Genomic DNA, 26504 nt, shown 5'->3' on the forward strand with positions numbered 1-26504 from the left:
TGTGTTTTCAGGCTTTAAAGTCAAGTTTAAAAAACAGGCAATCCATGTTTATAGCGCCTAGATCTGCTGTTTTTAACAGCAATATCAGCTTATAGCCATGCATTTACTGTCTTTCCTATTCATCTAATCCAATAAAATTCATAGAGTTAATGGTTTAATTTTATAAATTTTTAATATGTCTTATATAAAAAAAATGAATGGAATTTTATCAAATGAAAGGAAATTGTTTATCAATAAATTTTGTATATGAAGATTTGTCTCTGATTTCTTCTACGCTAGATTGAGCTTATTTAAGCAGCTCGCTTTGAATAAAGCAGATAAAAATCCATCATTTCTACTGAAAAAATCACTACAATAATTGTAGTATTCCATGCCTAGCAAGCCGAGGCCCGAGAACAATGAAAATATCTTTTTTAACCGTCTTCAGTTTGGGTTGCGCAGTTGTTTTGAGCATCTGTAGCACCAGTGCTTCTGCAATCCAGTACCATAAATGGGTGGATGCGAAAGGCGTCACGCATTATTCCAAGACACCACCACCGAAATCTGCGAGAAAAGCCACCACAGTAGACACCTATGGCTGGAAAAACTCGGCCCCAACACCGCCTAGAAGCAGTGAAACTGAAGTGCAAACCGAGAACACACCTCAAGAACCACAGCAACAAGCCCCTCAAGTTCCTGCAAATCAGGACCAGCAACAACGCGAAGCGAACGAAGCCTTGCAGCAATCTAAAAATCGTGCAGTCGCTTTATAAGATACCTCCATATAGAACAGCGTGTTTTTTCTTCGGGAAATGCCGGCGCAAAATTCACTTTTAGGTACATTTTGCGCTATGCTGTGCAACAGACTTTTTTCACCGTAATTCACTGATACGTTTATGACTACTCACATTGATTCCGAATATCAAGCCAGTGCGATTGAGCCTCAAGTCCAACAGGATTGGGAATCTCGCAAAGCCTTTAAAGTTGCCGACAAAGTAGAAGGTCCACGTCGTTATATTCTCTCGATGTTCCCTTACCCAAGTGGCAAGCTACATATGGGTCATGTGCGTAACTATACGATTGGTGACGTGATCAGCCGTTTCCATCGCTTAAAAGGTGAAACTGTCCTGCAACCGATGGGTTGGGATGCTTTCGGTCTGCCTGCTGAAAACGCAGCGATTGCACACCAGGTTGCACCGGCAAAATGGACATTTGAAAATATTGCTTACATGCGTGACCAGTTGAAAAAACTCGGTCTAGCCGTAGATTGGGATCGTGAATTTGCGACCTGTACCCCTGAATACTATCGTTGGGAACAATGGCTATTTGTTCAGCTTTATAAAAAAGGCTTGATCTACCGTAAGCTTTCAACCGTGAATTGGGATCCGGTCGATCAGACTGTTCTTGCCAACGAACAGGTTGAAAATGGTCGTGGCTGGCGTTCAGGTGCATTGGTAGAAAAGCGTGATATTCCAATGTACTACTTCCGCATCACTGATTATGCGCAAGAGTTACTTGACGATTTAGACACGCTTAAAGATGGCTGGCCACAACAAGTGTTGACCATGCAGCGTAACTGGATTGGCCGCTCACAAGGGATGGACATCACTTTCCCTTCAGCAAATCCTGACGTGTATGCAGATGGTTTAACGGTATTTACTACCCGTGCCGATACCTTGATGGGCGTAACGTATGTTGCAGTTGCAGCAGAACACCCGATGGCGCTGAAAGCGGCTGAAACAAACCCAGAATTGGCTGCATTCATTGAAGAATGCCGTATGGGTTCTGTGGCAGAAGCGGATCTTGCGACTGCCGAGAAGAAAGGCATGGCAACCGGTCTTTCTGTGAAGCATCCTGTGACTGGCGAAGAAGTTCCGGTTTGGATCGCCAACTATGTATTGATGTCTTATGGTTCAGGTGCAGTGATGGCAGTTCCATCACACGATGAACGTGACTTCGAATTTGCCAATAAATATGGCTTGACCATCAAGCAAGTGATTGATGCTAAAGGCGCAGATGATGCTGACTTTGATGCGACTCAATGGCAAGAATGGTATGGCTCGAAAGAAGGTAAACTGGTCAATTCAGCCGAATTTGACGGTCTAGATTTCCAAGGTGCATACGATGCATTCCTTGCTAAATTAGAACCAACAGGCCTAGCAAGTTCTAAAGTTCAATTCCGTCTACGTGACTGGGGGGTTTCCCGTCAGCGTTATTGGGGTTGTCCAATTCCAATGATTAACTGTCCATCATGTGGTCAAGTGCCAGTACCTGAAGAGCAGCTTCCTGTGGTTCTTCCGACTGACGTTGTTCCAGATGGTTCAGGTAACCCACTGAACAAAATGCCTGAGTTCTATGAAACGACTTGTCCAAGCTGTGGTGGCGACGCACGTCGTGAAACAGATACGCTGGATACATTCGTAGAATCGTCTTGGTACTATGCACGTTATGCATCTCCAGACTTTACGGGTGGCATGGTGAAACCTGAAGCAGGTCAAACCTGGCTTCCTGTGAACCAATACATCGGTGGTGTTGAACACGCGATTCTGCACTTACTTTATGCACGCTTCTTCCACAAATTGATGCGTGATGAAGGCGTGGTACAAGGCAATGAACCATTCACTAACTTGTTAACGCAAGGGATGGTGCTAGCAGATACCTTCTATCGTGAAGCAGACTCAGGTAAGAAAACCTGGTTTAATCCGGCAGATATCGAGCTTGAAAAAGACGAAAAAGGCCGTGTGCTTTCTGCCAAATATAAAGAAGATGGCCAAGACGTTATCGTTGGTGGTCAGGAAAAAATGTCGAAATCGAAAAATAACGGTATCGACCCGCAATCGATTATTGACCAGTACGGCGCAGATACGGCACGTGTGTTCATGATGTTCGCGGCTCCACCTGATCAATCACTTGAATGGTCTGATGCCGGTGTTGAGGGTGCAAACCGCTTCCTGAAACGTGTATGGCGTTTAGCAACAGGCTTCCTTGAAAAAGGTAACGGTGCATCAAACATCGACAAAGCGGCACTGTCTACGGCTGCACAAGACTTGCGTCGTAAGACACACGAAACCATCCAAAAAGTCGGTGATGATATTGAACGTCGTCATGCATTTAACACTGCCATTGCTGCATTGATGGAACTTTTAAATGCTAACAACAAATTTGAAGCTCAAGATGACAATGACGTTGCTGTCGCACGTGAATCGATTACCACGCTGTTAACTTTACTTGCACCATTTGCACCGCATTTAAGCCAGACTTTATTGGCTGAATTTGGGATTGAATTGAATTCAACTTTATTCCCTGCGGTAGATGAATCTGCGCTGACACGTAATACGCAAACCATCGTGGTTCAAGTCAACGGTAAGCTTCGTGGTAAGCTTGAAGTATCTGTAGATGCCTCTAAAGATGACATCTTGGCTCAAGCCAAAGCATTGCCTGAAGTTCAACAATTCTTGACAGGTCCAACCAAGAAAGAAATTGTGGTACCGAATAAATTAGTGAATTTGGTGGTTTAAATCCTTAAGTTCCCTCTCCTCTCAGGAGAGGGCTAGGGAGAGGTAAATATATAACCCCTCATCCTAACCTTCTCCCAGAGGGAGAAGGAACTTTCTGAAGGATTTCACAATTCCCAAACAAAGCCCGTTGCCAGCCAACGGGCTTTGACTTTACAATCCAGTTCAGGATTTCAAATATTCCCCTTCGGGAAGCATAGAGGGCAACACATGCATTTGGGCAAACATTTAGCAGCAATTGTTTTAACTTGTGGTCTGAGTGCAGGCTTAGTCGGCTGTGGCTTTCATCTGAAAGGAACCAATCCGAGCTCCGCCCCTGTTGCTTACTCTGTCATGAGCCTGTCTTTACCGCCCAATACTGAAGAACTGCAAGAGAAACTGGCAGTTTACCTCGGTGCTGCAGGCGTACAGCTGAGTAATGCACCCAATGCTTATGTGTTACGTGTCCTGGATTACACCCCTCGCCGTCTGGAACTGAACGGTAAACTAGTTGAAACCTTGTTACGTTTAAACGTGACTTTCCGGATTGAAGATGCACAAGGCAATCCGATCACTGAACCACGCACTGTCGTGGCAACACGTACGTATCAATATGATATTGAAACGGTCAACACCGATGACCAGGAACAAAAATATCTGAATCAGGTCATTATTGATGATGTGGCGCAGCAGATCGCGCGTCAGATTTCATCGAACCGCTTACCCTTAGCCAAACAAAATACCTCAGCGCAACCTGCTCAATAAGACCTCTTTATGAAACTTGATTATCTGCAAGCCCTGAAACGTGTCGATGAAGCTCGCGGTGCTTGGGTCTTGCATGGTCAAGAGCCTTTGCTGGAACAGAATTTAATTGATGCCTTTCGGGCCAGCTGGCAAAAGCAGGACATTGAACGTCAACGCTATGACATTAGTTCGGTCGCCGACTGGAAAACCGTCTTTAATGCCTTGAACAGCTTGTCGCTGTTTTCAACCCAGTTGGCGATTGAAGTACATGGCAATATCAAACCGGATGCCAGCGCAATCAAGTTACTGAAAAACTATTTGCAGCATAATGAACAAAACCTGCTGTTGGTGGTGATGCCCAAACAGGATAGTAATAGCCTGAAATCCAGTTTCTTTCAGCTGATTGATGCCAATGGTGTGAATGTTTCGCTGGTGGCCAATTATCCAAAAGACCGGCAGCAGATTCTGGGTATTGAAGCTGAAAAACTCGGCATTCGTTTAGCCAATGATGCCTGGCAATGGCTGGAACAACATCATGAGCACAACCTGCTTGCAGCAAAGAACAGCCTGATGCGGGTTAGCGATACCTTTGCTGAAGTCGATATCATTCAGGTTGATCATTTATATGCATGTTTACAAGATCAGTCACGTTATAGCACCTATGATTTGAGCGATGCCCTGCTACAAGGTAATCTTTCCCAGTCGATCAAAATTTTTCAGTATCTAGTCGTTTCAGGTGAACCGATGAGCCTGATTTTATGGAGTCTCAGCAAGGAAATGCGTCTGTTGATGCAGCTGTTTGAACAACCGCAAAATGCCTTGCAAATCGGGATCTGGAAAACCAAAGTCGGGTTATATCAACAAGCCTTGCGCCGTCTCAGCCCACAGACTTTTCTGGCCTGGCCGGGGTTATTATTAAGAATTGATGCCTCAATTAAAGGACTCGGACATGAAAATCCGGAGCATTTGGTACTACAGGCGATTTCCAGTATCTGTGGCAAGCCCCTATTTCACTAAGTCTTTGTCAAAATTCGAAAAATAAAATAATAATCATTCCTATTAGTTTAAAAAAATACACGATTTATCCTAATTTCGCTTTTATAATCGTTCACAATTCTCTGATTTTGAACCGATATTGATCATGCCAAAAATAAAACCGACGAAATTGATTATGGCCGCCGTGATTGCCATTGCGCTCATCGCTGCGGGGTGGTACTTCCTCAAACCCAAAGAACAGCCTCCGCAATATATTACGGCTGAAGTCACCCAGGGCGATATCGAAAGCTCTGTACTGGCGACTGGTATTCTGGAAGCGACCAAGATGGTCAGCGTGGGGGCGCAGGTTTCGGGTCAGGTCAGAAAAATGTATGTAGAACTGGGCGATCAGGTCAAGCAAGGTCAGCTGATTGCGCGGATTGACTCCGTTCGTCAGGAAAATGATTTAAAAACCGCTGAAGCCAGCATTAAAAATCAGATGGCACAACTTGCAGTAAGACAGGCGAATTTGGCTAAAGTTGAAGCTGAATACAACCGTCAGAAAGCCATGTATGCACAGGATGCCACTTCTCGCTCAGAGCTGGAATCGGCATTTGCGAACTATAAAACGGCGCAAGCGGATATCACCGCCATCAATGCACAGATTGAACAGTCGCGTTTGACGCTGGCGACTGCCAAAGAAGATCTTGGTTACACCCAGATTGTGGCGCCGATGGATGGCACGATTGTGGCGATTGTGACCGAAGAAGGTCAGACTGTAAACGCCAACCAGAGTGCGCCGACTATTGTGAAACTGGCAAAACTGGACACCATGACCATTAAAGCTGAAATTTCTGAAGCAGATGTCATGAAAGTTGAAGAAGGTCAAACGGTTTATTTCACTACCTTAGGCAATAACGAGAAAAAGATTTACGCCAAACTGCGTCAAGTTGAGCCTGCACCCAATTCAATTAATACCGATAGCAATACCTCAAGCTCATCGTCAAGTTCTGCGGTGTATTACAACGCATTGTTCGATGTACCGAATGAAGATGGAAAATTACGTATTGATATGACTGCACAAGTTTATATCGTACTGGATGAAGCCAAAAATGTGCTGACCATTCCTGCTGCGGCCATTCAAGGTTCAAACCGTCCGCCACGTGCCAATCGTGGTGAAGCGCGTGGTGAGGGTTCTCGCGGTGAAGGCAGTCCGGCATCACGTCCTGAAGCTGAATCGGCTCAAGGCAATCGCCCTGCCGGTGAACGTCCAGCGCGTCTAAACCTGTCTGAAGCAGAACTTGCATTGATTGAGCAAGGTAAAGCACAACGTGGCATGGTTCGTGTCTTGCAAGCCGATGGTACTGCAAAACCAACCCCTGTATTAATCGGTTTGAATAATCGCGCGACTGCGCAAGTGCTGAAAGGTTTAAAACTTGGTGATCAGGTGGTGATTGCCGATGGTTCTGATACCTCCAATGATGCAGCAAAACGCGGTGGCAATAGCCGTGGCCCAATGAGAATGTAAGCATGAATTCACAACAACAGCCTCTCCTCGAGGTGAAAAATCTGGTTCGTGAATTCCCTGCGGGTGAAAGCACGGTCCAGATTTTAAAAGGGGTGAATCTGGAGATTTATCCGGGTGAACTGGTGGCGATTGTCGGCCAGTCCGGTTCCGGTAAATCGACCCTGATGAACATTCTGGGTTGTCTGGACAAACCGACCACGGGTAGCTACAAGGTCAAAGGCCGTGAAACCCGGGAACTGGAAGCGGATGAACTGGCGCAATTACGCCGTGAATATTTCGGCTTTATTTTTCAGCGTTATCATCTGCTGGGCGATTTAAATGCAGCAGGCAATGTCGAAGTCCCTGCGATTTATGCCGGTGCGGATTCATCTGAACGGCATGCGCGAGCCGTCAAGATTCTGACTGATCTCGGTCTGGGTGAAAAAACCCAGAACCGTCCGAGCCAGCTCTCTGGTGGTCAGCAGCAACGGGTTTCGATTGCCCGTGCGCTAATGAATGGCGGTGACGTGATTCTGGCCGATGAACCGACAGGTGCATTGGACAAGAACAGCGGTATTGAAGTGATGCGTATTTTGCGTGAACTGAATGCCAAAGGTCATACCATCATTCTGGTCACGCATGATCATAATGTAGCGAAAAATGCGACGCGGATTATCGAGATCTCGGACGGCAATATTATTTCTGATCAGCCCAATGTTCCTGAAGTCGAAGAGCATCTGGAAAAACAGCCGCTGATCCGCAGTGAACAAAAGAAGATTTCTTCATGGCGTTCTGCAGTTGACCGTCTGGGTGAAGCCTTCCGGATGGCCTTGCTGGCCATGAATGCACATCGCATGCGGACTTTCCTCACCATGCTCGGAATCATTATCGGTATTGCTTCGGTGGTCTCGGTGGTGGCACTCGGTAATGGCTCACAAAAGCAGATTCTGGAAAATATCAGCAGTCTGGGGACCAATACCATTACCGTATTTCAGGGTCGAGGCTTTGGGGATAATTCCAGATCTTCACAGTCCAAAACCCTGATTCCGGCCGATGCCGATGCGCTAGCTGAACAACCGTATGTCGATGGAGTCAGCCCATCGGTGAATAGCAGTGTCACCGGCCGTTATAAAGAAATCGAAGCTTCAACTACGGTCAACGGCGTCAGTGAAGATTTCTTCTACGTGCGTGGCATGACTTTCCAGTCCGGTCAGCCTTTTGACCGCAGTAGCGTCATGCAACAGGCGCAAGATGTCGTCATTGACACCAATACCAAAAACACCTTCTTTAAGGATGGCACCAATCCGGTGGGTCAGGTGATTTTACTCGGGAGCGTACCGAGCCGGATTATCGGGGTGATTGACGCGCAAAAAGGCATGATGGGAAATAATGACAGCCTGAATGTCTATCTGCCGTATTCCACCGTCATGAGCCGTATGCTGGGGCAATCCAATGTGCGTAGCATCATTGTGCGGATTAAGGATGAATACCCAAGTGCGGCGGCTGAAAATGCGATTTTGAATTTGCTGGTACAGCGACATGGCGCGCAGGATGTGTTTACCCAGAATGCCGACAGTATTCGTGAAACTATTCAGCAAACCACAGCGACTATGACTTTGCTAATTTCAGCGATTGCGGTGATTTCACTGGTGGTCGGCGGGATTGGGGTGATGAATATCATGCTGGTGTCAGTGACTGAACGTACTCAGGAAATTGGGGTGCGTATGGCGGTGGGTGCACGTCAAAGTGATATTCTGCAACAGTTCCTGATTGAAGCCGTTCTGGTCTGTATCTTGGGTGGTATTTTGGGTGTGCTGCTTTCCCTCGGGATTGGCCAATTAATTACCCATTTTGCCGGCGGTACTTTCCAGATGGCGTATTCAACCACTTCAATTGTGGCTGCCTTTGTCTGCTCAAGCCTGATCGGGATTGTGTTTGGCTTTATCCCGGCACGTAACGCTGCTCGTCTGAATCCAGTCGATGCACTTTCTCGCGAATAAGGAACCTGATATGCAAATGAATTTAACCAAGCTTGCCAGTGCCCTGTTGCTGGGAAGCTCGCTGGTCGGTTGTGCCGCAGTGGTAAAAACACCCTATGAACAGCCTGCGCTTAATATGCCGGGTAGCTTTCAAAACAATAAGGTGCTTAGTCAGCAGATTCATGCCGATATTTTGGCAGATCAATGGTGGACTTTATTTAAAGATCCGCAATTAAATAATTTGGTGAATGAAGTATTGGCGCAGAATACCGATCTGGCAGTGGCCGGCATCAGTTTACAACAGGCCCGTATTCAAGCCAGACAAGCTCAAAGTCAGCAAGGCGTTCGCGTCGGTGATGCAAGAATTTCAACGGGCCATCGTTTTAGCCTAGATAGTGGCGGCGATTCTTCGACGGGTCTTTCACTGGGTTATCCGGACTTAAGCTATGAGCTGGACCTGTTTGGTAAACTGGCCAATCAGACTGAAGCGGCACGCTGGGAAGCACTGGCCTCTGAAGAAGACTTGCAGGCAACCGCACAAAGCCTGATTGGCACCACGGCACAATTGTACTGGCAACTGGCTTATCTGAATGAACGTTATAGTGTGGTACAGCAAAATCTGGCGACCGCGCAAAAAACCTATGATCTGGTGCGGGTGCAATATCGTGCCGGCGCAGTATCCGGTCTGGATTTAACCCAGGCGGAACAGGCAATTCAAAGTCAACAGGCGACTTTAAGCCAGATTGAACAGCAACGTGTGGAAACACGTACCGGACTCGCGGTATTGCTGCACATGCCGGTTCAACAGCTCGCGATTCAAGAGCCAAGCCGTTTACCGAATATTCAATTGCCGAGTATTCAGGCTGACTTACCGGCGAGTTTGTTGTCACGTCGCCCTGACCTTCGAGCCACTGAACTGCGCTTGCGTAAGGCACTAGCCAATAAAGATGCCAACAAAGCCAGCTACTATCCATCCATTAGTTTGACCGGTAATCTGACCACCGGTATTGGCAGCAGTACTTCCCTCTCGAATGCCCTGAAAAATCCGGTTGCAACTTTAGGTGCTGGTCTGACTTTGCCTTTCCTGCAATGGAATGACATGAAACGTGATCTGCAAGTCAATGAGCTGGAATATGAAAAAGCCATTATCCAGTATCGCCAGACCATGTATGAAGCCTTTGCTGATGTGGAAAATGCCTTGTCGAATCGTACTGAGCTCACTAAGCAGGTGACTTTGCAGCAACGGAATGTTGAGCTGGCAGAAAGAACTGAACGCTTGACTGAAGTGCGTTATCGTAATGGTGCAGTAGCCTTGAAAAACCTGCTGGATGCACAGGAAACCACGCGCAATGCGCGGCTGTCTTTGGTGCAAACCCGACAGAATCAATATAATGCCTATGTCACCTTGATGCAGGCATTGGGTGGTAGCCCGATTAAACAATTGCCTTAACAAAGCTTGATTCATAAAAAAACCGCTGTTAGACAGCGGTTTTTTTAGTTCATATGATTTGAGCCAGTTTATTTCATTTGCAAATACGCATTCACATTTTTCAATAATTCAATTGATCGTTCATGTCCGAGCAAACTGCCCTTTTCCAGCCAGTCCCGTGCAATCCCAATATCACGCTCCACGCCAATGCCTTTGGTATATAAACGCCCAAGATGACTATAGGCATCTGCATTCACCTGCGCTGCCGCCTGCTGATAATACTGTACGGCTTGCTCAATATTACTCTCAACACCTTGACCTTGCTCATAGGCTTCACCCAGAGCATTTAGCGCCACACCATTCTGCTGAGCGGCTGCTTTTTGCAGATAGCTCAAGCCTAAGGCAATATCCTGCGCAATCTGTTGCCCTTCAAGATACTTCAAGCCCAATTCTGCTTGTGCCTGGGCATGACCCAATTGCGCAGCTTGATGCAGATAGCGATTTGCCAACTCTAAATTGTTCACAAAGACAGGATAAATGCCTGACAGGGCTTGGTACAGGAACCAGGCTGCCTCTTTCGAACCTTTGGTAACGGCCTGATTCAGGTACTGGACAGCTTTATCACGTATCGGTAAGGGATATTCAGCCAGACTATAAAAACACCCGACGATATAAATTAAATCCGCTTCAGACTGAGCCACAATCTGCCAATAGTGCTGTGCCGCGCTCTGAATCATTTGTGTGGCTTTGGCAATGTCTTTTACTGTACCGACACCGTTTAAATAACACAGCGCCAGCCCCATCCCTGCAGACACATCATCAGGACTAAGCTGATAGGCAGCCTGATATAACTCAAATGCTTTTTGCGGTTCGTTGGCCACCAGGTGCTGCTCAAAATACAGCGCAGCAATCATGCATAATGCAGGCGCATGCTGACTGTTGGCCGCTTCCGACCAGTAACGAAATGCCATGGTTTCATTTTTATCAACATACCAGCCATGAAAATAAGCCAGCCCGATTAAAGTCTTGGCTTGTGCATCGGCATGCTCTTTGGACTGCTGCAATAAATGCTGGAACACGCGTTGACGCTGGTCGGTATCGATACGGCCTTGTAACACACCGGCATAATAATCATAGAGACCTTTCTGGTCACCGAGACTGATACAACGTTTAATAAATTGCAGCGATTGCATCAGGTCTTGGGGGAGAATCTGTCCATGCCCATAATCATCGGCGATCTGCTGATTAGCGGCCAAATGATCTTGTTGTGCCGCCAGAAACAGATAATGAATTCCTTGCACTAAATCTTGGGTTGTTGAATCTGCCAAATAATACTGAGCCAACTGATACTGCGAATTGGCATGACCCTGCCCGGCATTTTGAATTAATAATGCCAGACGCTGTTTTTCTGCAGTCATCTCGTTTTGAGGCTGGCCTTCGGTAGAAGAAAGTTCAGTGATGCGGTACTGGGCATCCAGATTGCCACGTGCTACCGCATGTCGGTACCAGTACAGAGCTTTATCCGGGTCAGCCTGTTGATACGCCTCCCCTTCATGAATCTGCCCCAAATGATAGGCCGCTTCATCACTGCCCAAGCGAAAGGCTTTGTCCAGGTAGCTGATGGCTTTTTCAGTATTTTGCTCATGCCCTAGACCTTGCAGATGCATTAGGCCCATACCTACATAGGCTTGTGGAATTTCCTGTTGCTGAGCCAGTCCCTGATAAATCTGATAGGCACGTTCATAATTCGGATGTTCCGGATCTGAACTCAAACGTGCTGCATGTTTCAGTTGAGCATCAATCTGCTCAATCCATAAATCATGTTGTACAGCCTTCGCCTGATCACGTTTCACCGGATCCGGACGTTTCCACATCCAGATCGCCAACGCCCCTATCCCCAAAATCAGTACCAGCAAGAACCACATAGCTGCTCCAAAACATTATTTTTGTTCTGCGAATGAATCCTTTCATTCTAAACGCCAGTTTAAAAAAAGCACATAGATTGTGCTTTTTATTTTTTAAATCAGGCTTTTGCTCTTTTACTATCGAGCTTTTTCAAACCTTCTGCCACGGCAACCATGGCAAAGCTTGAAGTTACCACCACGGCAGAACCATAACCACCGCAGCGCAAGCCGGCACTAGCACACACATCGGCACTGGAGAATGGATTATCGATGGAATAGACACAGGTAATACCGAATTTTTCTTTGGGCTTTTTACAGATGCCTTTAGCACGTAACTGGACACGTAATTTGGCCAGCATCGGGTCCTGTTCGGTTTTAGATAAATCTGCAACACGAATTTTCAGTGGATCCAGTTTGCCACCTGCCCCGCCCGATACAATTAAAGGAATCTTGTTAAAGCGACAATGTAGCATCAGGGCAAATTTGGCTTTGACATCATCGATGCAATCTAAAATCAGATCCGGTGTCGGAGCTAAAATTTCTTTGATATTCTCAGGCGTCAGATAATCATCAATTAGATTGATTTTAATCCGTGGATTAATTGCACGACACCGCTCGGCCATAACTTCAATTTTTTCATGACCCAAGGTGGTACTCATGGCAGGTAACTGGCGGTTGATATTTGATGCCGCCACCACATCCATATCGACCAAGGTCAGTTCGCCAATTCCGCTACGTGCCAGAGCTTCTACTGCCCATGAACCGACACCACCGATGCCAATCACCATCACATGACTTTTTTCATAATGGTTAAAGCTGTCTTCTCCATAAATTTTGGCAACACCAGCAAAACGGCGGTCATATTCATCATCTTGAAGCAGGTCAGTCATAGGTCATCTATAGCAATAAAAATACCGGATCATTTTAGCAAAATCCGCTTTTCTTTACCGCCACTAAATTTTTGATCGATTTAAATGACATTCAGATCGGCTGAGAGCGACAACTCACTCGCAATTGATTAAAATATCAACAAATTAATTCTATGTCATTTGGCCCAAAGGAGTGGAATGTCATGCTATTTAACACCCTTTTGGGTTTGAACATGCTTTGTATCGGACTTTATTTTTATGTTCTGATCAGCCAAAAGAAAAAAAATTATTATCTCAGCATTCTCATTCGTTTAATGACTTTAGGATTATTTGGCTTGGTTATTGTCGATCGTTATGAAACACAGAATCATCTGATTTTGTTATTGCTCTTGTGGGTAGGCTTTGAAAGCATGGAGCAGTTTTACGCTAGAAAAAAATCCGATTCAGTAAAATAAAAAAGAGGCTTACGCCTCTTTTCAATTCATCGAAACTTAGTCTTTATTCATGATAAAGAAATATTGACGATAATATTTCAGTTCCGCAATCGAATCGCGAATGTCATCCATCGCCAGATGCGAAGCATTTTTCTTGAGGCCACTCATGATTTCCGGGCGCCAGCGTTTGGCCAGTTCTTTCACTGAAGAGACATCCAGATTACGGTAATGGAAATACTGCTCCAGTTCAGGCATCAGGCGGTGCAGGAAGCGACGATCCTGACAGATCGAATTACCACACATCGGTGAAGATTTTGGATTCACCCATTTTTTCAGGAATTCAATAGTTTGCTGCTCGGCATCCTGAGCGGTCAGTTTACTGCGACGCACACGTTCAATCAGACCAGACTGGCCATGTTGACGAGTGTTCCACTCATCCATGGCATTTAACAGACGTGCAGGCTGATGTACCGCAAGCACAGGACCTTCTGCCAAAATATTCAAATTGTCATCGGTTACAATTGTTGCAATTTCAATAATTTGATCATTGTCTGTGTCTAGACCTGTCATTTCAAGGTCAATCCAAATCAGGCGGGTATCAGCGGTGCTGCTCATAAATGTGCAATCTTATTGGGTTTAAAAACAACTATAGTAGCAAATTAATTACATCTTGGGTGTCATTCGGGGGCTGCTTCATGCTATTTTTGCCATCTGATTTACCCGGTTTTTTTAGGATATGAATGGCCTTAATACGTAAGCGTCGTCTGACAGAGCAACAACAGCGCCGCATTCAGAAACAACAGAAAACACGTCAAGAAGATCTCGATACCTCCAGTGATCTTGAAGGTTTAGTGGTGCAACATTATGGCCGCCAACTTGAAGTGCAAGCTTTGTCTCGCCCTGACATTCACCCTGAAAAACCTGTGGTCGCCGATGGTGAGCCTGAACCTTTCTGGAAAGAGATTGAACTGGACAGCGTCTGGCGCTGTCATACCCGAACCAATCTGGATTTATTGGTAACGGGTGACCGGGTCAAATGGCAAGCCGATCCGAATACCGGTTTAGGAATTATTACCGCGATTCATCCGCGCAAATCCTTATTGACGCGTCCTGACCGCTATCACAAGGTTAAGCCGGTAGCGGCCAATATTTCACTGATTGTGATTGTATTCGCTCCTCTGCCTGAGCCAGCACCTGGTCTGATCGACCGCTATCTAGTGGCCTGTGCCGATGCCGACATTCCTGCATTGCTGGTGATGAATAAAGCCGATTTATTGAAAGAAAACGATCCGATTCTGACTCTGCTGCAAGAATATCAAGACCTCGGTTATGAGGTGATGCAAACTCAATCCGATGGCGACCTGACCGCATTATCCAATCGTCTAGAAAATGAAACGGTGGCTTTTGTGGGTCAATCCGGCGTCGGTAAAAGTACGCTGATTAATGCGATCGTGCCGGATGCCGCACAGAAAACCAATATTATTTCCGAGAACTCGGCACTCGGTCAGCACACCACGACGTCAACGCGCTTGATCGGCTTTGGTGAAGGCGCGGCCCTGATTGACTCTCCGGGAATTCGTGAATTTGGCCTGTGGCATCTGACTTTAGATAAGGTGCAAAGCGGTTTTCCTGAAATTGAAAATCTGCTCGGCCATTGTCAGTTCCGTAACTGTACCCATAAGCATGAAAAACAATGTGCTTTGCGTCAGGCTGCTGCCGCAGGTGAAATTTTACCGCGCCGACTGGATAGCTATTTACGTTTAATCGACGAAATCACTGAAGCACAGCAAAAAAATTAATTTTCTTAACCCTTGGCCCTTGAAGCGGTGATTTTGATCACCATATTTATGAGCTATACTCTTGGCAATTTTAAAATTGTAATTAGGTGAATTGTGGAACGTTGGTTCGAGTTTATGGGGAATCACCCCTTCTTATTTGGAACACTCGCGGTATTAGTGGTTTTGTTCTTCATTATCGAAGGTCAACGTAACGGTCGCAAAATTTCTCCGCAATCGCTGGGAATTTTAGTCAAAGCAAAAAATGCCATGCTGATTGATTTACGTGATGCCAAAGACTTCCGCGAAGGTCATATCAGCGGCAGCCGTAATATTCCATATAGCCAGATTACAAAACATGTTGAAGAGCTGAAAGCATCTGATCGCCCTTTGGTGTTCATTTGTAACCTTGGACAGGTGGCTGGTACTGCATTACAGCAGGTTGGTCATGCCGATGCCTACCGTCTTGATGGCGGCGTCAGCAACTGGAAAGCTCAAGGTTTACCTTTGGTGAAAAGCAAATAATCCACGAACAGGAGATTGATCATGGCTGAAGTTACTATTTACTCGACGACAGTGTGTCCTTATTGCGTGCGTGCAAAACAGCTACTGGAACGTAAGGGTGTGGCATATAAAGAGATTAACTTGTCTCAAGAAGCGCCTGAAGTACGTCTTGAATTGATGCAGCGTACCAATCACCGTACCGTGCCACAAATTTTTATTAATGATCAGTTCATCGGTGGTTTTGACCAACTTTATGCTTTAGAGCGTGAAGGCAAACTTGATGAATTGCTGGCTTAACTTTTATTAAAATTATCACTTCATATTAAGGATCAAAAAATGAGTGAAGAACAACAAGCTCAACCACAATTGGCATTAGAGCGTATTTATACCAAAGATATTTCTTTTGAAGTTCCTGGGGCGCAAGTTTTTACTAAGCAATGGCAACCTGAGTTAAACATCAACCTTTCTTCTTCTGCAGAAAAAATTGATGAAACTCATTTTGAAGTGGCTTTGAAAGTCGTGGTTCAAGCAACCAACGAAGGTGATACCGCGTTTATCGTTGATGTCACTCAAGCTGGTATTTTCCTGGTAGATGGCGTTGAAGAAGAGCGTCTGCCATATATCCTGGGTGCATACTGCCCGAACATCCTGTTCCCGTTCCTACGTGAAGCAGTGAATGATATGGTGACTAAAGGTAGCTTCCCACAATTGCTTCTTACACCAATCAACTTTGATGCTGAATTTGAAGCCAATATGCAACGTGCGCAAGCCGCTGCTGTGGATGGTCAAGCTTAATCGCTGTCATTCAAATCTAAAAAAGACCGCTTGTGCGGTCTTTTTTATTGCCTTGAGTGGCCTCCCCCTTTATCAAAGGGGGAATGAGGGGGATTTTAATCGTTTCCTCACTCAGAGGAAGAAGTCATTCCCCTCTCTCTAACTCTCTCCCTGAGGGAGAGAGAACTTATAGGATTTATTCCGCATCCGCCATCAAATCAGCGCTCATACCCACGGTATTAAAACCAGCATCAACATACAGGATTTCACCAGTAATCCCGTTAGCCCATGGCGAGCACAGGAATAATGCGGCATTACCGACATCTTCAATCGTCACATTACGTTTCAGTGGAGCAACTTTCTCATTCAGGTCAAGCATTTTACGGAATGATTTAATACCGGAAGCTGCCAAAGTACGGATTGGACCCGCAGAGATCGCATTCACGCGAATACCTTCCTGACCCAAGCTAGACGCCAAATAACGTACGCCAGCTTCTAAAGAGGCTTTGGCCATACCCATCACGTTATAGTTTGGCATTACACGCTCAGAACCTTGGTAGGTTAATGTTAGCAAACAACCTTGACGGACTTGCAGCAAAGGTTTAGCTGCACGTGCCATTGCGATAAAGCTATAGGCACTGATGTCATGCGCAATATTAAAACCTTCACGATCCGTGATTTCGGTGAAGTCACCATCCAGCGTATGTGCCGGTGCAAAACCGATAGAATGCACTACGCCGTCCAGACCATCCCAGTGTTTGGCCAGTTCAGCAAATGCATAGTCAATTTCAGCATCTACTGCCACATCACAAGGAAAAACCAGTTTCGAACCAAACTGTTCAGCAAAGTCATCTACCCGCTTTTTCAGCTTTTCATTTGGATAAGTAAAAGCCAATTCAGCACCTTCACGATGCAATGCTTGAGCAATACCAAAAGCAATCGATAATTTACTCGCAATGCCCGCGATCAAGAAGCGCTTACCCGCCAAAAGTCCTTGTGCCATGTGAATCTCACCTAAAAAAATGTATATGGCATGATGCCAAGTCTGGAGCATTTTAGAAATTGCATAATGCACCTTTTTTTCTATTTATGATGAACTGGGAATTTAAGACCGAGTTAAGAGCGTTAACTTAAATGGCCAGATGCAGGGCCTGATGAGTATTTTGCCAGAGCTGTTCAGCCAGTTCCTCTTTGTGCATATGCAGGCTCTTTGCCAGTCCTTGCAGCACATAAGGTAAATTTGCAGGTGTATTTCGGGTACGTTGCTCGGTCGAGCTTTGACAACAGAGTGGTGTCATATCCGGACAGTCAGTTTCCAATACCAGATGTTCTGGTCCGACATACTGCACCACTTGATGAAGTTTTTTGGCATTTAGATTGGTGATTTGCCCGGTGATGCCCAGTTTGAATCCTAATTTGATAAAGGCCTTGGCTTCCTCAATCCCACCACCAAAGGCATGCGCAATGCCGCCCTGTTTAAACTGCTGTTGTTTTAAAATCTGCAAAACCTCCGCATGTGATTTGCGGATATGCAGCAAAACCGGCTTATCGAATTGCTGTGCCAGCTCCAGTTGTGCAGCAAAAAAATCTTTTTGTTTCTGGAAAATTTCAGCCTGTTTGTGCTGTTTTAAAAAGGTATCCAGACCGATTTCGCCAATGGCAATACAATGCTCATTTTTAAGCAGCTGCTCCAGCTCCTGTAAATGATCGGTCTGGTGCTGTTCAATATAAAACGGATGCAGGCCCGGCGCTAAATGACTTTGCGGTGCATTTTCCAGGTCATTGATAAATTGATGGGTTCTTAACAGATCCGCAAAACGGTTTTGCAAAAAACCAATTAAAACCAGATGCTCGACCCCTGCCGCTTTGGCCGCATACGCCAACTGTTCCCGATCAGGATCAAAATCGGGAACATCAAAATGGGTATGCGTATCAAACAGTTTTAAGGTCATTTGGCTTTTGCAGCAGGTGCTGGCTGTGCCTCAGAGGCAGCTTTTTCAGTTTGAGGCAGATATTCAGGTTTTAGTACACCTTGTAGCTGCTCATAAGGAATCATTAAACGTGGCAAGCCAACCACATATGGTCCAATTTCATATTCGGCATATTGCAAGACCAGACCTTGCTGGGCCAGATAAAAATTATCAGTAAGCTTGAACTTCCAGGCCTGTTCATATTCCGCCGCATCTTTGGCCAGCTTGGATTCTACCACCCAGTTTTTAAACGCATCATAAGCGCGTGCTTCCAGTTGGGCTTTCTGTTTGGCCGCAATAATGTCATTCAGCTTGACCAGTTTCTTCTGCTCTAGATCAAAATTATAATAAGTCTGTGCAGATGCGCCGTGTGCTCCCCCCAGATAATAACTGCTGTTCAGAACCACGGTCGCCAACGGATCTCCTGAATTCAAAATCTTGGGCTTAATCATCAGGCTAATACTATGACTGGCACTCAGGGCCTTGAGCTCTTTATCCAGATTCAAGAAAGTCTGCATATAAGGTTGAGTTTGCTGCTCAAGCTGCTGTTTTGGTGTCACCACTGTTGCTAAAGCAGCTTTGGGTTCAGAGGCAGCAACTTCTGCTTCGCTGGCAGCGCTCACTTTTGCCGGTTCAATCGCATCGACAGACAGGATATTTTTCAACTGTTGCAGAATCTGCTGGTCGATCCATTCATCAATAAAGCTCTGATTACTATTCAGGCGTTCGATCGAGATTTCTGGACAGCTTTTGTCTTCACATTTTGGAATCGCCAGCTTGAGCTTTTCGGTATCGCCGCTGAGTTTAAGTGCTTCAGCTTCGGCTTGTAGCACCTCGGAAGCACTTGAGTCTTCCGGCTCATTACTCTTCGGCTGGCAGGCACTCAGCAAGATCGCTGATGCCAGGATGGATAAATAAAAGATATTCTTGTATTTTGGCATTCATTCACCTTTTTGGAACCTGTAATCTCGCAGGATCATGAGCTTTAAAACATATGCTGATAGATATCAGCTTTCAAGACCTGTTGTGTTTGTTGTTTTGTTAAATAAATATCCAGTTGTTTGGCATCTTTGCTAATTTCATGGCTGCGAAAATGCAGCCCAATGCCTTCCTGATCAAAGAACCAGTCAGCCTGTCCCCAATACAGTTTTTTCGGCGCTTTCTGCTGAACTTGCTGATCATTTTCTTTGAGCCATGTCTCATAGGCTTGCTGGATAATCTGATCCATTACTAACTGTTGCTTAGGATCAACAATATCCAGTGGGGTCAGCATTTTCTGCTGGCGACGATCCGCCACAAAAAAATAATAGCGCTCATGTACGCTGACATTTTCCTGTTTGGTATCGACCCCGATCTGCATCAACACATATTGATTGCGCTGGTAAGGAATACGGGTATATAGCGATAACTCATAAGCCTTGTTCAGATTGAGCTGCGCCTGCCAGGCATCCGATTTTTTTACATAGGCATTGATCGCCTGCTGTAAATTCATGTCCTGTTTCAAGCCGATTTGATCCTGAATCACTTTGGCCTGCTGCTTTTCAATCCATTGATTCATCCATGGATCAACCGTATGCAAAGTCTGAATATCCAGATTGATACAATTTTTATTTTCACAAAATGGCAAGGCAATCTTGGCCGGCTGCTCTTGAATATTCAAATAAGGCAATACATCTGCGGTCTGCTGAGATGCGGTCATTTTCTCATTTTGTGGAGTATTAACAGGCTCTTTTTCGCTTTGATCACAGCCACTCAGGATAAGACTTAAACCAATCACAGAACCGAGGACGACTTCCTTGCTGAGCTTCATTCTCTTTGCTATATCTATCGAGTTATTAATTGCTTAAATGTAGCATAAAATAAAACAGCTTCCGGAGAAGCTGTTTGATATTTTTAAACTTTAGCTGCGGATCCTGAAAGTTTAGTGTTCACGCGTATTGTGGAACACGATGTCCGGATAACGTTCTTGCATCAGCTGTAAATTCACTCGGCTTGGCGCAAGATAAGTCAAATGACCACCACCATCGACGGACAACTGGTCATGGGCTTTTTTCTTGAATTCGTTGAACTTCTTCTCGTCATCGCAAGACACCCAACGTACTGTGTTGATGCTGACCGGTTCGTAAACACAGTCGACCTTGTATTCTTCTTTCAGACGGTAAGCCACGACTTCAAACTGCAGCACCCCCACGGCACCGACAATCAAGTCGTTGTTGTGCTGCGGCATAAACACCTGCGTCGCCCCTTCTTCTGAAAGCTCTTTCAGACCTTTTTGCAGCTGCTTGGATTTTAGTGGATCTTTCAAGCGGACACGACGGAACATTTCAGGCGCAAAGTGTGGAATACCGGTAAACTGAAGTTTCTCACCCGAGGTAAATGTATCCCCGATCTGGATGGTGCCATGGTTATGCAGACCAATAATATCACCCGGCCAGGCTTCTTCCAGATGCTGACGGTCTCCTGCGAGGAAAGTTAAGGCATCACTAATGCGTATATCTTTATCCAGACGCACATGCTTCATCTTCAGGCCTTTTTCATACTTGCCTGAACAGATCCGCATGAAAGCAATACGGTCACGGTGTTTCGGATCCATATTGGCCTGAATCTTGAAGACAAAACCGGTAAAGCCTTCTTCATCCGCTTCTACAACACGATCTTGGGTCGGATGGGCTTTAGGAGATGGTGCATATTGACTGAAGGCATCCAGAACATGGTCGACACCAAAGTTACCCAAGGCTGTACCGAACAACACAGGCGTTTGACGACCGGCCAGGAATTCTTCACGATCTAAAGGCTCATTGGCCATTTGTACCAGTTCCAGCGATTCTTCAAATGCCGCCCAAGCCAGTTCACCCACTTTCTCACGAAGATCAGGATAGTCATAACCATCTCGCACTTCGATCTCGGTAATGACTGAACCGAAACCGGCTTTATACACGTAGAATTTTTCTTCGATTAAATTGAATACACCGGCAAAATCACGGCCAGTACCGAGCGGCCAGGTGATCGGAACACATTTAATTTTCAGAACGTTTTCGATTTCATCCAGAAGCTCAAGCGGTTCACGGATTTCACGGTCCATTTTGTTGACGAATGAGATGATCGGGGTATCGCGCATACGACACACTTCCATCAATTTAATGGTTCGGTCTTCGACACCTTTTGCCCCGTCAATCACCATCAGCGCCGAGTCTACCGCGGTTAGGGTACGGTAGGTATCTTCCGAGAAGTCTTCATGTCCCGGGGTGTCCAGAAGATTGATCATCTTGTCTTTGAAAGGGAATTGCATTACCGAGGTCGTAATCGAGATACCACGCTCTTTTTCCATTTCCATCCAGTCCGATGTTGCGGCCCGGTCAGATTTACGGCTTTTTACCATCCCGGCAACCTGAATGGCCTGACCCCATAACAGCAATTTTTCTGTCATGGTGGTTTTACCGGCATCGGGGTGGGAAATAATAGCGAACGTACGTCGCTGGGCGACTTGTGCCGCCAGTTCTTGCTTAAAGCTCATGAAATATACCTACTGCTCAATGCACAGCATTCGAGATCAAATTCGATCAATATGAAAAAAATTGGCGATATTGTAGCAGAGTTTCAGGGTGGAGTTCCGTGAGCCATATTGTCTATCCTGACGCTCAATCAATTAGAGCGCTATTAATGGAATTGTAAATTTTCTAAACGTTGTTCATCTACCGGCAAGCCCAGCAAAAAGCCTTGTAACTGTTCACAACCGAGCCGGGTTAAAATTTCTGCTTGCGCTTCTGTTTCAACACCTTCGGCGGTCACCACCAAGCCCAGTTTTATGGCCAGCTGAATAATGCTTTCCAGAATCATTTCCTCTTTGGAGCCGACTGCCAGATTTTTGATAAATTCCCGGTCAATTTTTAACTCATCTACGGCGAAATTCTTTAAATAGAGAAAACTGGAATGCCCTGTACCAAAATCATCAATGGCTAGACGGATGCCCATTTGTCTTAAGCGCTTAAAGCTGCGCATACTCACATCAATATGATGCATGGCAGTCGATTCAGTAATCTCGATCATTAAATGCTGAGGACTGATTTTATATTGTGCAAATAACTTTTCTAAAGTACTAAACAAATGCTTATGCTCAAATTGTACTGCAGACAAATTGACCGCGATAGGGAAAAATTCAGTATGTGTCTGTTGCCATTTTTGAATCTGCTGACAGGCCAGCTCCAATGCACAATAGCCCATTTGAATAATCAGTCCGGTTTTTTCAGCCGCATTGATAAACAGATTCGGGCCGAGCAAACCAAACTGGGGATGGTTCCAGCGAATTAATGCCTCTACCCCACACAAGCTAAGGTCTTTGGTCCGAAACTTGGGCTGATAAAACAGCACAAACTGCTGCTCTTCCACGGCTTTATATAGGTCATTAATCAGGGTACTCTGGCTCTTGCTTTCATCCTGGTCGGTAGAATAATTAAAGACTGAATAGGTATTGCGCCCCTGATACTTGGAACTCAGCATGGCGGCATCAGCATTGACCAGCAGATCCTGTAAATTCTTGCCGTGTTCCGGATACATGGCAATGCCAATACTGCCCGAGATATGAATACTCTTGCCTTCAATCAGGAAACTTTCCTGAATCAGTTCAAGAATCTGTTCTGACATTTTTGCAGCTTTGGCGACTGAAGTATTTTCCAGTACCAGCAGAAATTCATCGCCACCAATTCTGAGCAGCTTGGAATGATGACCTAATAACAGATGAATCCGCGTGGTCAATTGAATCAACAACTGATCGCCGACCAGATGGCCAAATACATCATTGACTGCCTTAAAACGATCCAGATCGATATATAAAAAAGCAATTTCATGCTGCTGTTCGGACTGACCTGAAAACAGCAGATTTGCATATTCAGCCAGATATAAACGGTTAGGTAATTTGGTCAGATTGTCCTGAATGGTTTGATTTTCAATTTGTTGATTGGCCCATGCAAGCTGACGGTTGCGTAATCCCACACGCAGTTCGGACACGATGATACACATCAGCGTCACCAGCAGCAATCCACTCATAAGTACCACGGCCAGAAATAGCTGATCATGTGCCTGAACTAATTCCGGTGAGTGTTGCACATTGGCGGCAGTAAAATTAAATGACATCATGCTGATAGAGTGCATGCCTAAGATGCCGAGTGCGATCACACCTGCTACGAGAACTGCCCGGAAAAATGACCAGGTACTTCTTGTACTTAACCAGAGGGTAAACATAGCGGCAATACATATCACCAAAACAGACAGAAGCAGTGCCCCCCAATCCAGCTCGTATTTATTCAGCACAAAATTTGCGGTCAGCCCAATAAAATGGATCAACCAGATAAATAGGCCCAATAGCATGGCAGTTAGCATTAAACTGAAGGTTTTAAAGTTTGACTGCGAAGTGCCTGAAGTAAATTTTTTAATCCGTGCGATGAGAGAGCAAGCGACCAATGCAGAAACAACGGACCCGATGACTAGACCAATATCATGCTGAATATCAATCATATAAAATGTTCCCCATCGGTGATCATTTTTATTATTCTCTGCACTGATATTTCCATTTTCACCCGGTCAAATTTGAACTCAGTAAAATCTCAAGGCTGACCATCCATGCAAGCCAATTGGTCTGCAACAATATCCAGTCTTAACTAAAATTTAGAATTTATATTTCTTTCTTTTGAAGTTGAGAATTGCCCCTAAAATCTGACTCAACATAAAAATAAAATATGACTTATATATTAGAAGTGTTTCAAATTTAAGCAAATATTTAGCTTCATTTTTTTAGCTCATTTATTCGATCACCATCACAATTTTTTTATTTTTATTTAGACAGATGGCACTTCATAGCAAAATTTTATTTGGTCTTTTGTGCAGATTTGCAAAATAAAAAAATAGCCTGTCGAAACAGGCTATTTTTATCAACGACCAATGAGGCTAAAACTTAGGGTTTTGCTTGTAATTTGGCATAGTCCAGTAACACATTTGCCGCTTCAATCACAAACGCTTCTTCTTCAGGCAGAGCCGGACGTTCTTTGGCCTTCATCTTGGCACGCGTTTCAATCAAGGCATCCAGTGAAGCCTGATAACTTTCCCAGTTTGGATAAGGTTTCAGACCTGTTGCAGCACGACGAGTGTTTTCTGCGTCCAGCGTTTTTTGCTCCATGGCAATCAACTCAGCTTTACGCTGTTGCAAGTCCAGTACCTGACGTTTCTCTTCTTCGGCTTTCTTCATCACGGCTTTACGCTGTTCTAAATACTTGAACTGAGAATCCAGTGTGACCCGTTGCTGAGAAAGTTTGGCCAATTCAGGGACGTATTTCTGTACAGCCCCTTCACGTTTAAATGGTGCCGTTGGAATGGTATCCCACTGCAAGGCATTTTTAGCCTTACGCTCACCAAACTCTTCGTTATAAATATCGACCAGTTTAATGTCTGGAACGACCCCTTTATTCTGGGTACTGCCACCGGTCACACGGTAGAATTTACGCTGCGTCAATGTCGCCTGACCATGCGCCAGACTATCCAGTTGCACCTGTGCTGTACCTTTACCGGTGGTGGTACTGCCAATCACAATCCCGCGTTCATAATCCTGAATCGCAGCAGAGTAAATTTCACTGGCCGATGCAGAGGCCAGATTCACCATCACTGCCAGTGGACCTGCATAAGTTTGTGCACCGCCATCATCATCTTCAAAGACGCTGACATTACCATTGCCATCACGGATCTGCACCACTGGGCCAGACTTGATCACCTGCCCCAACATACGTGCCACTTCTTCCAGTGAACCACCTGGGTTATTCCGTAAATCGATAATAATCCCAGCAACATTCTTCGCTGCCAGCTCTTTCAAGGCCTTGTTGGTATCTTCAGATACCGAGCGATAATCGGTACCAGCACGGCGTGCGCGATAGTTCAGGTAGAACGATGGAATTTCGATCACACCATATTGATATTTCTTGCCATCGCGTTGAATGTCGACCACACGTGTACGCACACCGGCATCTTCTTCCTGAATCACGTCACGGGTAATGGTCACATTACGTGCCTGCCCCATGGCAGCACCCGCACCGAGCAAGCGTAGAGTGACTTTCGTGCCACGTTTACCACGAATCAGACCGACAATTTCATTACTTGGCCAGCCAATGACATCGACCATTTGCTCGCCGTCTTGGGCTACACCAATGATACGATCACCTGATTTAACTTGACCGGATTTGCTGGCCGGACCACCTTCAACGATGGTTTCAATCTTGGTATAATCTTCATTGCCACGCTCCGGACGAATCGATACGCCGACGCCTTCCAGCTGTAAAGTGGTCTGACGATTCAGCTCCATCGCATCCACAGGCGGGAAGTAATTACTGTGGGGATCATAAGTCAGCATCATCGCGTTCAGTGTCTTGTCGAGCACATCATCACTTTTGACGCGGCTGAGACGTTCCAGTTGACGGGTATAACGCTTGGTCAAGGTTTGCGCAGGCGTTAGATCTTCAGGACCAGTCAGGTCTTGTCCATTGGCCAATTCCGGATTGGCTTTCAGCGCTTTCTGCTTGGCCAACTCCTCTTCTTTACTGATGGTCAGATTGATCAGCTGAGACACCAGCATTTTTGACCAGTGCGCACGCTGTTCAGCCTCAGTTTTAAAGAATGGCGCTTTCTCACGATCCGTTTCGATATAAACATTTGGCTGATTCAGATTCTGCGGTTTTTTCAGCTCATTCAACATATAGGTGTAGAACTGGTGCAAGCGCTGTTGATATTGCGCATGCATTTCATAAGGACCAGACAAATTGCCGGCTTTCAGATTGGCACCAAAATTGGCACCATAGCGTTTCTTATAGTTTTCAACTTCGGGGGCCAGAAACAGACTGTGTTCCGGATCAAGACTATCAATATAGAAATCAAAAATACGCTGTGAAGTCTGGGCATCCAGACGCATATTTAAATAATGTTGACGGTCGACCAGGGTTGCCAGCTGACGTGACACCAGCGCCTGCTCTTGAGATGGCTGAATTGCTTTACTGACCACTTCATTACTATTGGCCGCAATCGCATCATTCACTACATGGGTAAAAAAGAATCCACCTGTCGCAATCACAACTGCGCAAGCTATAGTTTGAAATTTCATAAATAATTCGTACTTCCTTGGCCTAGAGACCAA

General features: G+C 45.5%; 22 protein-coding genes. 12 read left to right on the forward strand and 10 right to left on the reverse strand.

Going from position 1 to position 26504, the window contains the following annotated elements; translation table 11 throughout:
• Positions 1–398: 398 nt before the first annotated feature.
• From NI470_RS03105 to NI470_RS03135, 7 genes are all read left to right on the forward strand, one after another.
• Positions 399–752 (forward strand): DUF4124 domain-containing protein, encoded by a 354-nt coding sequence (locus tag NI470_RS03105; RefSeq protein ID WP_253147699.1) that lies wholly within the window; start codon positions 399–401, stop codon positions 750–752.
• 123 nt (positions 753–875) lie between these two features.
• Complete coding sequence (leuS, locus tag NI470_RS03110; protein WP_253147700.1) at positions 876–3497, forward strand: leucine--tRNA ligase; 2622 nt, start codon at positions 876–878, stop codon at positions 3495–3497.
• A 207-nt stretch (positions 3498–3704) separates the two neighbouring features.
• Positions 3705–4238: an LPS-assembly lipoprotein LptE gene (locus NI470_RS03115; RefSeq protein WP_005103222.1), complete on the forward strand. Its 534-nt coding sequence runs from the start codon at positions 3705–3707 to the stop codon at positions 4236–4238.
• Between the two features lie 9 nt (positions 4239–4247).
• Positions 4248–5234, forward strand: a complete 987-nt coding sequence (holA, locus tag NI470_RS03120) for a DNA polymerase III subunit delta (protein ID WP_004733070.1) — start codon at positions 4248–4250, stop codon at positions 5232–5234.
• A gap of 124 nt (positions 5235–5358) precedes the next feature.
• Positions 5359–6720, forward strand: coding sequence for a MacA family efflux pump subunit (locus NI470_RS03125; RefSeq protein WP_253147701.1), 1362 nt, complete (start codon positions 5359–5361; stop codon positions 6718–6720).
• 2 nt (positions 6721–6722) lie between these two features.
• The gene (locus tag NI470_RS03130) at positions 6723–8699 is read left to right on the forward strand and encodes a MacB family efflux pump subunit (RefSeq protein WP_044109938.1); all 1977 of its coding nucleotides are present in this window, start codon (positions 6723–6725) and stop codon (positions 8697–8699) included.
• Positions 8700–8709: 10 nt separating this feature from the next.
• Complete coding sequence (locus NI470_RS03135) at positions 8710–10128, forward strand: efflux transporter outer membrane subunit (protein WP_253147702.1); 1419 nt, start codon at positions 8710–8712, stop codon at positions 10126–10128.
• A gap of 68 nt (positions 10129–10196) precedes the next feature.
• Here NI470_RS03135 and NI470_RS03140 read toward each other — a convergent pair whose 3' ends face one another.
• Together NI470_RS03140 and NI470_RS03145 are read right to left on the reverse strand one after the other, a co-directional pair.
• On the reverse strand, positions 10197–12032 hold the full coding sequence (locus NI470_RS03140; RefSeq protein ID WP_253147703.1) for a tetratricopeptide repeat protein: 1836 nt from the start codon (positions 12030–12032) through the stop codon (positions 10197–10199).
• A gap of 98 nt (positions 12033–12130) precedes the next feature.
• A complete protein-coding gene (locus NI470_RS03145) occupies positions 12131–12901 on the reverse strand; it encodes a tRNA threonylcarbamoyladenosine dehydratase (protein ID WP_129716334.1) in 771 nt (256 codons plus the stop codon).
• 182 nt (positions 12902–13083) lie between these two features.
• Between NI470_RS03145 and NI470_RS03150 the strand changes: the two genes are divergently transcribed.
• Entirely contained in the window at positions 13084–13335 is a 252-nt protein-coding gene (locus NI470_RS03150; RefSeq protein ID WP_253147704.1) for a hypothetical protein, read from the forward strand.
• Positions 13336–13371: 36 nt separating this feature from the next.
• Here NI470_RS03150 and orn read toward each other — a convergent pair whose 3' ends face one another.
• Positions 13372–13929, reverse strand: a complete 558-nt coding sequence (orn, locus tag NI470_RS03155; RefSeq protein ID WP_004278381.1) for an oligoribonuclease — start codon at positions 13927–13929, stop codon at positions 13372–13374.
• 125 nt (positions 13930–14054) lie between these two features.
• On the opposite strand from orn, the gene rsgA reads away from it, so the two are divergent.
• From rsgA to secB, 4 genes are all read left to right on the forward strand, one after another.
• Positions 14055–15113 (forward strand): ribosome small subunit-dependent GTPase A, encoded by a 1059-nt coding sequence (rsgA, locus tag NI470_RS03160; RefSeq protein WP_005103207.1) that lies wholly within the window; start codon positions 14055–14057, stop codon positions 15111–15113.
• Positions 15114–15206: 93 nt separating this feature from the next.
• Positions 15207–15614, forward strand: coding sequence for a rhodanese-like domain-containing protein (locus NI470_RS03165; RefSeq protein ID WP_004278386.1), 408 nt, complete (start codon positions 15207–15209; stop codon positions 15612–15614).
• Positions 15615–15635: 21 nt separating this feature from the next.
• Positions 15636–15890, forward strand: a complete 255-nt coding sequence (gene grxC, locus NI470_RS03170; protein ID WP_004278388.1) for a glutaredoxin 3 — start codon at positions 15636–15638, stop codon at positions 15888–15890.
• Between the two features lie 39 nt (positions 15891–15929).
• Entirely contained in the window at positions 15930–16388 is a 459-nt protein-coding gene (secB, locus tag NI470_RS03175; RefSeq protein ID WP_004647439.1) for a protein-export chaperone SecB, read from the forward strand.
• Positions 16389–16563: 175 nt separating this feature from the next.
• Here the strand turns inward: secB and NI470_RS03180 are convergent, their stop codons facing one another.
• From NI470_RS03180 to NI470_RS03210, 7 genes are all read right to left on the reverse strand, one after another.
• Entirely contained in the window at positions 16564–17370 is an 807-nt protein-coding gene (locus NI470_RS03180; protein ID WP_180181437.1) for an enoyl-ACP reductase FabI, read from the reverse strand.
• 127 nt (positions 17371–17497) lie between these two features.
• The gene (locus NI470_RS03185; RefSeq protein ID WP_180087100.1) at positions 17498–18319 is read right to left on the reverse strand and encodes a TatD family hydrolase; all 822 of its coding nucleotides are present in this window, start codon (positions 18317–18319) and stop codon (positions 17498–17500) included.
• Positions 18316–19278: an RsiV family protein gene (locus tag NI470_RS03190; protein ID WP_253147705.1), complete on the reverse strand. Its 963-nt coding sequence runs from the start codon at positions 19276–19278 to the stop codon at positions 18316–18318. The genes NI470_RS03185 and NI470_RS03190 overlap by 4 nt, the downstream gene beginning before the upstream one ends.
• Before the next feature lie 44 nt (positions 19279–19322).
• The gene (locus tag NI470_RS03195) at positions 19323–20147 is read right to left on the reverse strand and encodes a hypothetical protein (RefSeq protein ID WP_253147706.1); all 825 of its coding nucleotides are present in this window, start codon (positions 20145–20147) and stop codon (positions 19323–19325) included.
• A gap of 111 nt (positions 20148–20258) precedes the next feature.
• Positions 20259–21851 carry a peptide chain release factor 3 gene (locus NI470_RS03200; RefSeq protein WP_253147707.1) on the reverse strand — a complete coding sequence of 531 codons (1593 nt, stop codon included), beginning with the start codon at positions 21849–21851 and terminating at the stop codon, positions 20259–20261.
• A gap of 143 nt (positions 21852–21994) precedes the next feature.
• On the reverse strand, positions 21995–23848 hold the full coding sequence (locus NI470_RS03205) for a putative bifunctional diguanylate cyclase/phosphodiesterase (RefSeq protein WP_253147708.1): 1854 nt from the start codon (positions 23846–23848) through the stop codon (positions 21995–21997).
• Positions 23849–24284: 436 nt separating this feature from the next.
• The gene (locus NI470_RS03210) at positions 24285–26471 is read right to left on the reverse strand and encodes a carboxy terminal-processing peptidase (protein WP_253147709.1); all 2187 of its coding nucleotides are present in this window, start codon (positions 26469–26471) and stop codon (positions 24285–24287) included.
• Between the last annotated feature and the right edge of the window lie 33 nt (positions 26472–26504).

Source organism: Acinetobacter lwoffii, from assembly GCF_024129115.1.
Classification (GTDB): Bacteria; Pseudomonadota; Gammaproteobacteria; order Pseudomonadales; family Moraxellaceae; genus Acinetobacter; species Acinetobacter lwoffii_T.